At 42.5% G+C, this 13,830-nt stretch carries 14 protein-coding genes; 7 read left to right on the plus strand and 7 right to left on the minus strand.

Going from position 1 to position 13,830, the window contains the following annotated elements; translation table 11 throughout:
- Nucleotides 1–30 precede the first annotated feature (30 nt).
- Complete coding sequence (locus tag FAM09_RS28910; RefSeq protein ID WP_136580655.1) at nt 31–363, plus strand: RNA recognition motif domain-containing protein; 333 nt, start codon at nt 31–33, stop codon at nt 361–363.
- Between the two features lie 75 nt (nt 364–438).
- Here the strand turns inward: FAM09_RS28910 and FAM09_RS28915 are convergent, their stop codons facing one another.
- The 3 genes from FAM09_RS28915 to FAM09_RS28925 form a co-directional block, all read right to left on the minus strand.
- The gene (locus FAM09_RS28915; RefSeq protein WP_136580656.1) at nt 439–675 is read right to left on the minus strand and encodes an RNA recognition motif domain-containing protein; all 237 of its coding nucleotides are present in this window, start codon (nt 673–675) and stop codon (nt 439–441) included.
- A 133-nt stretch (nt 676–808) separates the two neighbouring features.
- The gene (locus FAM09_RS28920; protein WP_136580657.1) at nt 809–1,528 is read right to left on the minus strand and encodes an acyl-CoA desaturase; all 720 of its coding nucleotides are present in this window, start codon (nt 1,526–1,528) and stop codon (nt 809–811) included.
- A gap of 96 nt (nt 1,529–1,624) precedes the next feature.
- Complete coding sequence (locus FAM09_RS28925; RefSeq protein ID WP_136580658.1) at nt 1,625–2,074, minus strand: cold-shock protein; 450 nt, start codon at nt 2,072–2,074, stop codon at nt 1,625–1,627.
- Between the two features lie 197 nt (nt 2,075–2,271).
- Between FAM09_RS28925 and ytxJ the strand changes: the two genes are divergently transcribed.
- The 6 genes from ytxJ (at nt 2,272) to FAM09_RS28955 (ending at nt 9,739) form a co-directional block, all read left to right on the plus strand.
- The gene (gene ytxJ, locus FAM09_RS28930) at nt 2,272–2,610 is read left to right on the plus strand and encodes a bacillithiol system redox-active protein YtxJ (RefSeq protein WP_136580659.1); all 339 of its coding nucleotides are present in this window, start codon (nt 2,272–2,274) and stop codon (nt 2,608–2,610) included.
- Between the two features lie 112 nt (nt 2,611–2,722).
- A complete protein-coding gene (locus FAM09_RS28935) occupies nt 2,723–3,475 on the plus strand; it encodes a hypothetical protein (RefSeq protein ID WP_136580660.1) in 753 nt (250 codons plus the stop codon).
- A 218-nt stretch (nt 3,476–3,693) separates the two neighbouring features.
- Nucleotides 3,694–4,797, plus strand: coding sequence for a DUF4856 domain-containing protein (locus FAM09_RS28940; RefSeq protein WP_136580661.1), 1,104 nt, complete (start codon nt 3,694–3,696; stop codon nt 4,795–4,797).
- Between the two features lie 83 nt (nt 4,798–4,880).
- Nucleotides 4,881–6,005 (plus strand): imelysin family protein, encoded by a 1,125-nt coding sequence (locus tag FAM09_RS28945; RefSeq protein ID WP_136580662.1) that lies wholly within the window; start codon nt 4,881–4,883, stop codon nt 6,003–6,005.
- Nucleotides 5,992–7,335 (plus strand): HTTM domain-containing protein, encoded by a 1,344-nt coding sequence (locus tag FAM09_RS28950; protein ID WP_136580663.1) that lies wholly within the window; start codon nt 5,992–5,994, stop codon nt 7,333–7,335. Before FAM09_RS28945 ends, FAM09_RS28950 begins: the two co-directional genes overlap by 14 nt.
- Nucleotide 7,336: 1 nt before the next feature.
- A complete protein-coding gene (locus tag FAM09_RS28955; protein ID WP_136580664.1) occupies nt 7,337–9,739 on the plus strand; it encodes a TonB-dependent receptor in 2,403 nt (800 codons plus the stop codon).
- 13 nt (nt 9,740–9,752) lie between these two features.
- Here FAM09_RS28955 and FAM09_RS28960 read toward each other — a convergent pair whose 3' ends face one another.
- The 4 genes from FAM09_RS28960 to FAM09_RS28975 all read right to left on the minus strand — a co-directional run bounded on the left by FAM09_RS28960 (nt 9,753) and on the right by FAM09_RS28975 (nt 13,628).
- The gene (locus FAM09_RS28960; RefSeq protein ID WP_243751802.1) at nt 9,753–10,184 is read right to left on the minus strand and encodes an SH3 domain-containing protein; all 432 of its coding nucleotides are present in this window, start codon (nt 10,182–10,184) and stop codon (nt 9,753–9,755) included.
- Nucleotides 10,181–10,525, minus strand: coding sequence for a hypothetical protein (locus FAM09_RS28965; RefSeq protein ID WP_136580665.1), 345 nt, complete (start codon nt 10,523–10,525; stop codon nt 10,181–10,183). Before FAM09_RS28965 ends, FAM09_RS28960 begins: the two co-directional genes overlap by 4 nt.
- Nucleotides 10,526–10,571: 46 nt before the next feature.
- Nucleotides 10,572–11,297, minus strand: coding sequence for a tellurite resistance TerB family protein (locus tag FAM09_RS28970; RefSeq protein WP_136580666.1), 726 nt, complete (start codon nt 11,295–11,297; stop codon nt 10,572–10,574).
- Nucleotides 11,298–11,801: 504 nt separating this feature from the next.
- Complete coding sequence (locus tag FAM09_RS28975) at nt 11,802–13,628, minus strand: glycoside hydrolase family 35 protein (RefSeq protein ID WP_136580667.1); 1,827 nt, start codon at nt 13,626–13,628, stop codon at nt 11,802–11,804.
- Between the last annotated feature and the right edge of the window lie 202 nt (nt 13,629–13,830).

Consider the following 13,830-nt stretch of genomic DNA (forward strand, 5'->3'; position numbering starts at 1 on the left):
CTCACATTGTTTAAATTTTAACTATTAAGTATGAACATTTATGTTTCAAACTTAAGCTTCACCATACAGGATGAAGACTTAAGAAATTTTTTTGCTTCTTATGGAGAAGTAACCTCTGCGCAAATTATCAATGACAGAGAAACTGGAAGCTCCAGGGGATTTGGTTTTGTTGAAATGTCTGATGAAACTGCTTCGAAAAAAGCTATTGCAGAATTGGATGGCACTGTGGTAGAAGGCAGGACCATCAACGTATCGGAAGCGAAACCGAAAGCGGGGAGACCTGGACGTAGTAATAGTCCTTTCCGTAGCAATAACGGTGATAACTACAATAATCCTAAAAGCTATAATGAGAACAGGTATTAATTGTTTGTGTTTTACAAAAAAGCCTGCTAAATGCAGGTTTTTTTATAAACCAACACTATAGTAACAGAACAAAAATTACATAGGCGCCTCAGATACTTCAATATAGAAGTTCATAAACCTGAAATAGTTCAATCCATTAATAGCCGAATTACCTGAAAATCGGTCCATTTTTACATAGCCCGTTCCCTGGGAGCGACCGGTAATATCCTTTTTTACAATTTTTACAGATTGAACCACCCCAAATGGAACAAAAAGATTTAACAAATGCTGTACTGTAGTCAGCCGGTTTAAATTACTAACCTTGATATTCATAAATCATTATTTTAAGACAATGTGGTTGAATTCCGAAGATACGAATGAGGCAAAGTATAGGGGTATTCAGGGAAGTTAGTTCATTAAAACCAGTAAATCTAATTTATTTTATTACTGTTGACATCTAAAGGCGCTACAGTTTTATTATACGGCACCATGCTAATAAACGAATAACATGAAACACCGGATCGATCTCGTGCCAGCGTTTGCCAAAATTAATCTCAGACGGTTTTTTATGATGGTTATTGTGATATGCCTCGCCCAGCATCAACAGATCAATTGATAGTAAATTTTGGGAAGTGTTCTTTAATCTGAAGTTGATATAGCCATATTTGTGTGCATACCAATTAATAATGGCCCCGTGAAAAGCGCCCATTGCGAGAACCACAGGTAATAATAATAACAACCAAAGCGTAGGCGTCAAATATAGGAACAGGGCGATATAGCCGATTGACCAGATGGTTCTTGAAACTGTACTATGCGCCCATTTGTCAAAAGCAGGCCAGTCAGGAAGGTTTTTTGTAAAACGTTCCTCTATCATTATTTTACCTTTAAAAATGGCACTGTATATATTCCGCGTGCGCCACATCATGGTAAATATGTTTTTTGAATACAATGGTGAATGCGGATCTTTATTCGTATCGGTATAAGCGTGATGCATACGATGCATAATAGCATATGCACGTGGGCTCATGTAAGACGATCCTTGTGCGAGGTAGGTAAAAACATAAAATACCCGCTCCCAGAACTTATTCATGGTAAAAGCACTATGAGCAGCATATCTGTGCTGAAAAAAGGTTTGAAAGAACAATGAAAAATACCATAAACTCACAAAAACAATAAATAATACCATAACACAAGTTGGTTGAAATGGAAAAGGCAAGAAAAATTTACCGCAATCCTGTTTCTGATTGATGCGGTTTATAAATCGGGAATAGAAAAGTAAAGGTTAAATCTTTGAAAGGTGTATTGCGCTTGGTCCTTTGTGACTGTTTTCAATCTCAAATTGTACGCGGTCATTTTCCATAACCGGTTCTGCTAACTGGCTGCTATGTACAAAGATGCGTTGTTTGGTTTCATCTTCATTAATAAAACCGAACCCTTTGACCTGATTGTAATAAGTGACAATGCCAGTTCTTCTTGCGACCTGCTGTCTATGCTCCTGTTTGGGTACACTCACCTGTATTTCTTCCTGAATGAATACACGCCGTTTTCTTGGGTCGGGCGGGTTGGCTGAAATATTTCCGTTTTCATCAAGGTAAGCGATCATATCATTTAAGGATTTCCCTTTTTCCTTATTGTGTTTCCGTTCTTGCATTTTTTCTCTCTTCTCCTGTTGCTTTCGGGCCCTTTGCTTTTCCCTTTCCTTTTTACTAACTGTTTCTTGCGATTTCCCCATGTAATTTGATGTTTAACTCTAATGGCCGGACATAAATTTATACTGCCGGTAAATACAAAAAAGCCTAAGCTAATTTATCTATCAGAGGTGGTAAAAGAAGTTAATACGTGCAGGTCTGCGATATTGGTGAAGGTAGAACAATTAATCGGGTATTTAAAGGATGCTTTAGTTTATTTATGATTGTGTATTTTTGCAACATGAATAATTGGAAAAGCGTCAGAGAGAAAGAGGATTTTTATACCCTTTTGGAAAGCTCGGCGGAGAAACCCCAGATCATCTTCAAAGACAGCACCAGGTGCGGCATCAGTGCGCATGCAAAACATAGATTGGAGCTTGGTTTTGAGCATATTGAGGGCAAAGCAGATTTTCATTACCTCGACTTACTGGCTTTCAGGCCTGTGTCTAATCTTATTTCCCAGGAACTGAAAGTTACCCACCAATCACCGCAGATCATATTATTGAAAGGCAAACAGGTGATCTACACCTCATCCCATCATGCCATTGACCCTGCGGTTATAGCGCGCCACCTGTCATAAGGCAGTTATCGGCCTAAACTGCACGGAAAAAGGTCAAAATAACACGATTATTAGTTTGTGTGGCATGGATAGATAACTTTTTATAGTTTTGCGCCCGACTATCTATAGCCCTATGCCAGTATTAAAGAAATTATCCGCTTTTTCCCTTTGCATCTTGCTGCTTTTTATAATCAGTGTTTCCTGTAAAAAGGAATCAACCAGTAACGCCACCCGTAAGTTAAAAACCTATACCGAAGCTATTACAGCTGTGGGAATAGGGCATGTTGTGGAGACTTTTAATATTAACTATGATGGCCAGGATAGAATTACCAGTGTAGTATCTACTACAAAACCAGGGCACAGGCTGGAATATCAATATATAAATAAGGAAGAATTTACATTTGAAAAGATTGAAGACAATAAAGTTACGCTGCACTGTGCTTATTATATTAATACCAGCCTTTCACTGGTAGACAGTGTTTTTCAATATAATAATCGCAAAGACACTATATCGCTAAAGTATTTTTATAACAACGAAAAGCAAATCGAAAAACAAAAGGAATATTTACATTCTTACTACACTGGTCCGGTTTTGTATAACACCATTAATTACCTGTACGATCTGAATGGAAAACTTACCCGGAGATCAGATAGTTATTCCGAGGTCTCTTACCGCTACGATTCTTTGCATATAAACACCGCCCACATTGAACCGTTTTATTTTCCTGTTCAACAGCAACTGCCTACTCATACGTATACACAACGATGGGGAACGCTAATTACCATTGAACATACGTATTCATTCGATGAACATAAAAGGCTGATCAGCGAAAAAGCGGTATCGAGTGATGGACGGGTAACCGTTAAAAGTTATACTTACTTGTAAACCAACCGTTTTTAAGCAGAAAGCCGGTAAATCACATTCATTTCAGAAAAATATCTTTGGCCGGGCAACCGCTGCTTATAATTTTCCGTATCCTGGCTCTCCTTTTTGTGCTTGATTTTCAGTGAATTAAAAATTCCACTTTTAGTAAATGGTTTTTCCCTTTTTCGTAAAGCGATGAATTAGTAGTTCTTTTCCTTTGCACAAAATTGATTAACAACATGAACAAAAGGACGCTGATTCTAACTGCAGTCGCTTTTTCTCTGTTTGCTACCTCATGCGATAAAGATGATGATATCGCTCCGTACACCGTGCCAGCCGCTTACAACTTTGATAATGTTGAATTTGCTGAAGCAACTGCCACAGTGAATATGTGGTCCGGATTTCAATCATATCTGGGAAAAAGCACTTCGCGCCAGCTTAGCCAGGATACCGTAAATTATTTGTGGAATAACACCAACAGTGCCTTTACTGCTGAATTTATCTCCAACCTGCCTAATACGGCCGGACAATTGAATTCATCAGGCTTCAATTTAGCGTCAAAAACGTCTGAACCAAATGTGATAAAAGCCATGGCCGACTCTATGGTGAAAGTGAGCCAGTTTTATAATACCGCGGGTGGTGAAGGTATCCCTGGAAAACAAGGTAGCCGTTTATTCAATTACTCCGGTTTCGAATTCAACCAGGGCGTTGCCAAGGGTTTAATGGGCGCCATGGCATTGGCAAGAGTGATCCATCACCTCGATGCGTCTGTTTCTGCTGATAATAGTACCCTAATCCTTGGAAAAGGTACCGCTATGCAGCACGAATGGGACATGGCTTTTGGTTATGTAGGCATTCCTACTAATTATGATACATCAAAAGCGTATATCAATACTGATGTTAACAGACCGCTTGCTTTGGGTGGCTATTTTGCTGAAAGAGGAAAATACATTAAGGCCGGCGGAATAATTTTCGAAGCTTTCCGTAAAGGACGTGCAGCCATTGCAGCAAAAGATTATGCCGTTCGGGATGCCGCTATTGCTACCATCAAGGAATATTTGGAAAAAGCAATTGCAGCAGCATGTTATTATTATGTTACGCATCCGCAGGCAATTACCGACAGGCCAGCGCAGTTGCATGAATTGTCTGAAGGCAAAGGCTTTGTGATCGCGCTGAAGTTCCGCGCTGCAAACAGCAAACTGACCACTGCCAATTATCAAACCCTGGTGAGCATTCTGGGAATAGATCAAAATGCTTATCCGCTTATCAAGGATGCCAGCTTTACCAAATTAAAGCAGGTACAGCAGATCCTCACATCAGCCTATGGCCAGTTGCAACCATAAAAAAATAGTAGTTTCGCAATAAATTTAAACTCCCGGTCCTTGCCGGGAGTTTTACTCATTTTAAAGGGGATTAAAAAATTGATATGAAAAGATCATTTGTACTGGGAACCCTGATAGTTCTTGCCTTAACAGCCGGGACCTATTGTAGCAAATCGGGAAATGATGGTGGCGATAAGGATAGTGGTTATGATAAAGAGGCCATGCTTACCAACTATGCCGATCAGATCATCCTTCCTGCGTATACATCGCTTCAGGAAAAAGTGAATAGTTTCCAGGCACTTGCCAATACGTTCCTCGATACCAGGAACACCACCAATCAGCAGGCGCTGCTGGATGCGTATAAACAACTGCATCTTCAGTATGCGCGTGTTGAAGCCTATAATTTCGGGCCGGCCGCTGCTGCTGCGCTTGATGTGTATGTGAATTTTAACGGGGGGCTCGATTATAATTTTAACACCAACGGCGAACTGACCGGTTTTTCCATCGATAGTACAACCATCGAAAGCAATATCAGTTCAGGCAATTATAATCTTTCCCTGTATGTACGGAGTTCATTTTATGCCCAGGGATTTGCCGCTATCAATTACATTTTTTTCGGTACCAACGCTATTGCAAAATTCGACAACAATACCACCAACCGGGTTAAATATGCAAAGGATATTGTTACCCGCTTAAAAACATTGGTTGATAAAGTGAACAGCGACTGGACGGCTTATCGTACTGATTTCATCAGCAATACAAAGACCAATGTGGGAAGCCCTATTGGTAATATGATCAACAACCTGGCCTATAGCCTGGATGTGCTCAAAGGGCCTCGTATCGGCTGGCCATTCGGCAAGCAATCGAACGGGATCGTTTTTCCAACAAAAGTAGAAGCGTATTTCGCTGGCAATTCATCGGCGCTGGCGCAGGAAAGTATCCGGAGCCTGAAAAAGATCTTTACAGGAAATGGAAGCGGAAAAGGGATTACAGATTATCTCAAATCACTGAAAAAAGAAGACCTGGCCAACCAGGTAACGGCCCAATTCGATGCTGTGATTACAAAGCTGGAAGCAGTGCCAGACCCGCTTTCAGCAACGCTTACCGCACAACCGGCAAAAGTAGAAGAAGCATACAAAGAGATCCAGAAATTACTCACGTTAATAAAAACGGATGTAGCATCGGCTACTGGTGTTCAAATTACATTCATGGACAATGATGGTGATTAACAGGCAGGCGTGGGAGAAACCTGTATCCATTGCTCCGCTCATCACTTTTCGGATCGCGTTCGGATTACTTATGTTTTTCAGTACGCTTCGTTTCTGGTGGCGCGGCTGGGTAGATACGGTGTATGTTTCGCCCTCCTTTCACTTTACCTATTGGGGGTTCGATTGGGTGCAACCTTTAGGAAAACCAGGCATGTACCTGATATTTTCCATTATAGCCCTGTCTGCTTTAATGATCGCTGCCGGATTATTTTACCGGTTGGCCGCCGTCCTTTTTTTTATCTGCTTTACGTACGTAGAATTAATTGATGTTACTACCTACCTGAATCACTATTATTTTATAAGCCTGGTGGCCTTCCTTATGATATGGCTGCCAGCCAGCCGTTTGTATTCGATAGACGTTTTATTAAAGCCCGGGAGCAAGCGGCAGTATGTTCCCGCCTGGACAGTAGGGGTCTTACGCTTTCAAATAGCCGTAGTTTATTTTTTTGCCGGTTTGGCCAAGCTGAATACAGATTGGCTGATCAATGCGCAACCCATGAAAACCTGGTTGCCTGCTAAAAGCCATATTCCCTTTGTAGGGGAGTGGTTGTATAAAGAATGGGTGGCTTACCTGTTCTCCTGGTTTGGCGCTGTGTATGATTTATTCATCGTGTTTTTTTTACTGAATAAAAGAACAAGGATCTGGGCGTATTGCTTCGTATTGATCTTTCATATCGCAACAGCGATCTTTTTCCCGGGCATCGGCTTATTCCCTTATGTGATGATCGTTAGCAGCCTGATCTTTTTTTCCGGCACTTTCCACGAACGGTTATTGTCATTGCTGCCTGCGAAAAAAATGTCAGATGGGCTTTCTGCCACCTATACATTTACAAGGAAGAAATGGTTATATGGAATAATGATCGTGTATGTATTTCTTCAATGCATCATTCCCTTCCGGTTCTTATTATATCCCGATCTTTTATTCTGGAATGAAGAAGGTTACCGGTTTTCCTGGCGTGTTATGTTGATGGAAAAAGCCGGTGCGGCTTATTTCACTGTTAAGGACAAAACCGGGAAACAGTATTATGAGGTCAACAATGCCGAATTCCTTACGCCGCTGCAGGAGAAAATGATGAGCACACAGCCCGACATGATCCTGAAGTATGCGCACTTCCTGGCAAATACCTATGAAAAAAGAGGAATAGCGCAACCACAGGTATTTGGGGAAGTATATGTTACGCTTAACGGCGCCGGTTCACGCCTGTTTATTGATTCCTCCGTTAACCTGGCGGCCCAATCCTTTAGTTGGAAGCATTACAATTGGATATTACCGTATAAAACAAAAAAGTGAGATGAAAGCGAAAGTGTTTTTTTTAGTTATGGGAATGATTTGCATGATAACGGCGAAGGGGCAACGTTCGTTCACTATCAGCGGAACGGTGAGTATCCAGGACGAACCGGCCGACCAGGCTACCGTAGTGTTATTACCGCAAGGCGGGCAACGGATGACGAATGAGAACGGGTTTTTCCGGTTTGCTAAATTAGACACGGGGGTATACGAATTGAAGATCTCGTTTGTTGGTTATGCCACCCAAACAATACCTGTTCGTATTACCGGTGAGAATAAAAGCCTGCGGATCCGATTGAACCCTGCAGAGGCAACGAGCCTGGAAAACGTAGTGGTTGCGGGGAGAAGGAATGAGAATATCTCAGGCAAATTGCAGGACGTTTCCGGAACAGCGATCTATGCTGGAAAGAAAACGGAAGTGATCAATTTAAAAAATATAAACGCCAACCTGGCTACCAACAATACCCGGCAGATCTATGCGCGGATACCCGGATTGAATATCTGGGAATACGATCATGGTGGCTTGCAGCTGGGGATCGGTGGCCGTGGGCTCAGTCCAAACCGGTCATCTAATTTTAATATTCGCCAGGATGGATATGATATCAGTGCAGATGCGCTCGGCTATCCCGAAAGTTATTATACGCCTTCTACAGAAGCGTTGGACAAAATTGAGATCGTGCGGGGCGCGGCCAGCCTGCAATACGGACCGCAATTTGGCGGGCTTGTAAATTTTGTAATGAAGGAAGGGCCAAAGCACGAGCGGGTGCGGTTTACGACGCGACAAACAGTTGGCTCATTCGGCTTCTTTAATTCTTTTAACAGCTTCGGCGGTACTATTGCCAAAGGCAAATTAAATTATTATACCTTTTACCAGTATAAAAAAGGCGATAGCTGGCGACCTAACAGCCATTACGACCAGCATAATGCCTATATTCATTTAGCTTATAACGTTACACCCAGGTTTAAGATCACGGGTGAATATACCTTGATGAAATACCTGGCGCAACAACCGGGTGGCTTAACCGATGACCAGTTCAACGAAGATGCCTCGGTTTCGGTAAGGGCACGGAACTGGTTCAGGGTAAACTGGAACCTGGTGAGCCTGATACTCGATTACCAGTTCAATGAGCACACACGCTTAAACTGGCGGAATTATACTTTACAGGGCGGACGGGATGCATTGGGTATGCTTACTTATATTAACCGCCCCGATAACGGCGGTAACCGCGATCTGTTGAGTGATAAATATAACAATTACGCATCGGAGCTACGTTTCATTCATGATTATGCATTCCTGCATAAGAAAAGCACCTTCCTGATAGGGGCCCGGTACTATAAAGGTTTGACTGATCGCAAGCAGGGTAGTGGCAATGATGGCAGCGGCGCCGATTTCGACTTTACCGGTACAGAGCCCGATGCTTCCGCTTATCGTTTTCCCGGTAATAATCTGGCATTTTTTGCAGAGAATGTTTTCAGAATAACCCCGCACTGGAGCATTACCCCCGGCATCCGTTTCGAGCATATTGACACAAAGGCCGATGGTTATTTTTATAAGCGGAATATTTTCATAGCCGATGAGAAAATACAGGAAGATAAATCGAACCCGCGTTCATTTGTTTTGCTGGGTTTTGGTAGTTCCTGGAAGTTCAATAACGGCACTGAATTTTATGCCAACATTTCTCAGAATTACCGGTCAATCAATTTTAACGACATAAGGGTAGTTAACGCGAATGCCAAAGTAGATCCTGAGCTGAAAGATGAAGATGGCTTTAATATCGATGCCGGATTCAGGGGAAACTATAAAGGATGGTTATATGCAGATGTGAGTGTCTTTCTTTTGAAATACAATAATCGCATCGGTTCTGTTTTCACACGCGATACCAGTTTTATGACTTATCGTTTGCGCACCAATGTAAGTGACAGCCGCAATATCGGTACTGAGATACTGCTGGATGGCGATATCCTGAAAGCGATTAAGGCAAATTCGAAATATAAATTGAATGTGTATACCAGCTTTTCTTTGATCGATGCCCGGTATATCAATACAAAGAATACGGCCATTGCCGATAAGCTGGTGGAGAACGTTCCACCCATTGTATTCAGGAGCGGCATTAGCTTGAGTGACCCGCATTTCAATATCTCGTTTCAATATGCTTACCAGGGTAAACAGTATTCAGACGCCACAAATACTGAAATAACCCCAACAGCAGTGGATGGCGCTATTCCTGCTTTCAGTGTTATGGACCTGAGCCTAAGTTATAAATGGAGAAGCTTTACCTTTTATACCGGCGTCAATAACCTGGCCGATGAAAAATATTTTACCCGCCGGGCAGACGGATACCCGGGCCCTGGTATTATACCGGCCGATAAGCGGAACGGTTACTTTACTGTTCAGTTCAGTTTGTAAATGTCTAACTATCTTAAGCCGGCGCCAGGTATTGCGAATAAACATATCCTTCCGCACCTTTGTTTGTGCGGATCAATGACCACTGATCATTCGTTTTGCTGAGAACGGTTACTATTTCATGATGTGCCGCTTTGCCAATTACCGGTTGATCAGTACCTGGCCCCTTTCTTATATTCAGGTTTGATGATTCAGTTACCACTTTTGCTTTCGTGCCGGCTGAAGCGCTTGCATTTACATCCAGGATCAGATCGCCAGCCCTGAAATCGGGATCAATCCTGTTGTATATATTCCATAATGTATCTTTCGTTTGCGCATTCGACGCTTCGCCGGTAATATGCAATACATTATTCTGCTCGCTCACTTGTAGATTTTGTACGCCTGCATTCCTGGCGGTATCTATGAGCTCTTTGTATTTATCCTGTAATGCCATAAAAAACCTCCTCATTTAAAAGTCAGGTTATTATTAACTTTTTTAGGGTTCAGCGCCTGAACAGACTGCATCAATCTTGGTAAATCGTCTCTGCTGATAATGCCGGTAAGCGTTACCTCGCCATTGTTCAATGTTGCTGTTACTCCGGGAAAATCCTTAGTTGCATCCCTTAGTTGTGCTTCGGTCACAGTTTCCGGAGCTGTTGTAACGGGCGCTGATGTATCCACTGTTGATACCGTGTCTATATTGGGAGTTGCATCTATATCTTTATCCTTCTCTCTCCCTTTGCATGATAGATCAAGCAGTCCTGCTGAAAGAATGAGCAATAGGGTTCCTTTCAAAATGCGTAATGTCATAAACGAAGTTTTAAAGCATGAAAAAATCTGTACGGTTTAAAAGCGGTCAATGCAATATTCTACCTAATAAGCCACCTGTATTCCTGAATCCTCTTCCGCCGCTTAGCATGCCGATAAGTGATCCTAATCCGGCTCCACGCAGCAAACCGGAGTTGCCAAACATGCCGCCCAGATTGCCAAACATGCTGGAGCCCCTTCGGCCCCGCCTGCGCAAAGCACCTGATAATATACCGCCCAGTATTAAAGGGCCGGCTACACCTAATAATCCCTTCATTAAGCTGTTGGCATTGATGCCGGCACTCTTCATTTTTTCAGATAAACCGAGCGACGACAAAAACGAAGGTTTTGCTTTTTCTTCAACGGGAACATCATTGGTGGCTGCTTTTTCTGTAAACTCATTAAGCAGGGAAAATTGATTTTGATCAACGCCCAGATAGTCGGAAGTTTCTTTTACCCGTTGTTGTTCCTCTATGCCGTAGTTGTTATCGGCTTTTGCAAAAGCAATCAGATCTGTTACCAATGAATATTTTAAATCACTGTTCTTTAATATGTCAAGACATTTTTTCAACTCTTCGCCACTCAATTCATTGGCAGCTTTTATTACTGCTTCCTTCTGTGTTTCAGAAATATCCGCAGCATCGCACAAAGCAGTTATATATTCTAACTCTTCATTGGATGCCTGCCGGTCTGCAGTTGCAATAGATGCCATTGCTCCTAAATAAGCGCCTTTTTCCTGGTCACTATAGCCTTCTAAAACAGTAGTTGTTTCCATATGCAAGCTTTATAGAAGTGCTTTAAATTTCATGCCAGTCAATTGGCTTGAAAATGGTGTATAAATTTTCTCAATGCAAAAAGAATACTAGTCTTTCATGGTTGGGCTGCTGATCCTGCTGAAGGGATGAAGAATTTGAAGGATACCTTTATCTCCGATAAAATTGCCAGCTACTTTACCGCCGCCTTTTCAGACCTGATTTTAATAGAGGCATCCGGTAAACCGGCTGCACTTCCTTTAAGCGTAATGTCTCCCGGTGGATGCTTTTAACTACAACCAATGCGCGGCCATGCCAGGCTTTGCGGTTATTGGTAACATTTGGACCGGCATCTGGTAAACAGGCAAACGGTCACTACTATTCTGAAGCACCCAATGGCGTTTTTCATTTTAAAATTAGCACTGCCAGGATAATATCATTTCTATATATCGATGCAGGTTATAGTAGTAACGAAATACCCCGACAAAGTTATTGTCAGGGTATTTACAGTCTGCGTATTGTTCAATCTAGTTGTTGAGTTGATCGAGTATTGGTTTTTCCAATGCCGACAACTCCTTTTGATCAGGTTTTATCAATTCGAGTACGATCAATTCGTTTTTGCCTTTTACCAACCACTCGGCTGGTATATATATTGTTTGTTGTGGGCCGATATTCCAGTACCTGCCAAGATTATGTCCGTTCAGCCAAACCACGCCTTTGCCCCAGGCACTCATGTCCAGGTAGGTATCACCAATTTGTTCCAGGATAAAATCAGCTTTTTTCAATACAGGAGCATTAATAGCATTCGTATTGTTTGCTGTTGCCGTAAGGGAAGGTTGTTTTTCAAAAGGCAAAGAATAGGTCTTCCATCCTTTTAATTCCTTTCCGTTCAACCAAACGCCTTTGGTAATTCCCTTTTTGTTTTCGAGCAAATAAGGGCCGAAATTGATGCGTCCCAGGTTTTCAACCAGCAGATCGAGCGTTACCGTTCCTTTGGGTAATTTTATCTCCAGGCTGTCTTGCGCCTTGCATCTGTCGAGCGTTCCCACTTTTTTGCCGTTTATCATTACCACAGCGTAGTCGCGCAGGTCTTTTACTGTAAGCAATCCAGAAGTGGCGTTATTCAACGTTGTGCGATATAATACAAACCCATATGCTTGTTGCAGGTCCTCAAATGTAATGGGTGTAACGCCGGTCCTGGGCTTGGGCAGTAAAGCCGTAAGCGCAACGCTTTTTTTGAATTGGATTTTCGGAATAGTAATCGTTGGTTTCGCAGGAGCTACTTCTGGCAGCACCTGACCGGCCGGCAAATGTTTCTGTATAACATTCCGGAAATCAAAAAACTTAGAGGTCGCATTGCCGGCTTCATCCAGCGGGGCATCGTAATCATAGCTGCTTATCTGCGGTTCATAAGGTGTATTTCCTTTGTAATTGGCGCCATTCATAAAATCGCGGGTGGTGCCGCCATGGAACATGTACATGTTGATCGAGATGCCTGCCCCTAAAACTGAATCCAGTCCCGGGGTGTATTTGCTCGCAGGTACCGTATGATGTTTTGTCCCCCACCAGTCGAACCAGGCGGGATACCATTCGGCAATAAAGTAAGGCCCTTTGCCATTGTGATTTTCATTGATGAGCTTACGAATCTCATGTGGTTTGTCTAACCCGTTCACCGCAGGCAACATGCCGGGTAAATGACCTTTTACCAGGTCCGGGGCAGGATCGCAGGTGTACAACAAACCGTCGAAGCCCGCTGCTACGAACATCTTCCGGTTTATTTCCAGGTATTCTTTATCGCTCCCGTAACTGCCATATTCATTTTCAACCTGGATCATCAAAATATTACCGCCGTGATTTATTTGCAGGGGAGCAAGTCGGCGACCAACTTCATGGATATACTTTCTATATTCTTCAAGGTACTGTGGTTCTGTGCTGCGCACTTTCAGGCCTTTGGTATTCTGCAGCCAAAAGGGGTAGCCGCCAAATTCCCATTCGGCACATACATACGGACTTGGGCGAAGGATTACCCACAAACCTTCCTCTTTCGCGATTTTCACGAATTCAACGATGTCATTCTGTCCGTTGAAATCAAAAACGTCCTTTTTAGGTTCATGCAGGTTCCAGAAAATGTAAGTGCCAATTGTGTTCAACCCCATGCTTTTCGCCATCTTCATCCGGTGGCGCCAGGCCTCGCGGGGAATTCGCGGATAATGCAGTTCACCGGAAATGATCTGGAACGGTTTTCCGTCGAGCAAAAAGACACTGTCAGCCAATTCAAAACTATGTTTGGTTGTTTGAGCAAAAACCGACATTAAGCCGAGTGTTAACAAAATTGCCAGTCCTACGTGTTTCATAAAAAGTAGCTATTAAAAGAATCTTTTTGGTTTTTTACTTCCGCGGTCTTTGCAGCGTGATTGCGGTTAGATTGTCTCAGAAGTAGTAATTATATGGCCTTTTTCAATATTTAGCAGTCGTTAGCTTCTGCTTAAATACTGTTTTGATTTAAAGATGTAAAATAATGGAGAAACTGGAGAGGCAGGGGGAGAAATTAGTAAA

Source organism: Niastella caeni, assembly GCF_004834005.1.
GTDB lineage: Bacteria > Bacteroidota > Bacteroidia > Chitinophagales > Chitinophagaceae > Niastella > Niastella caeni.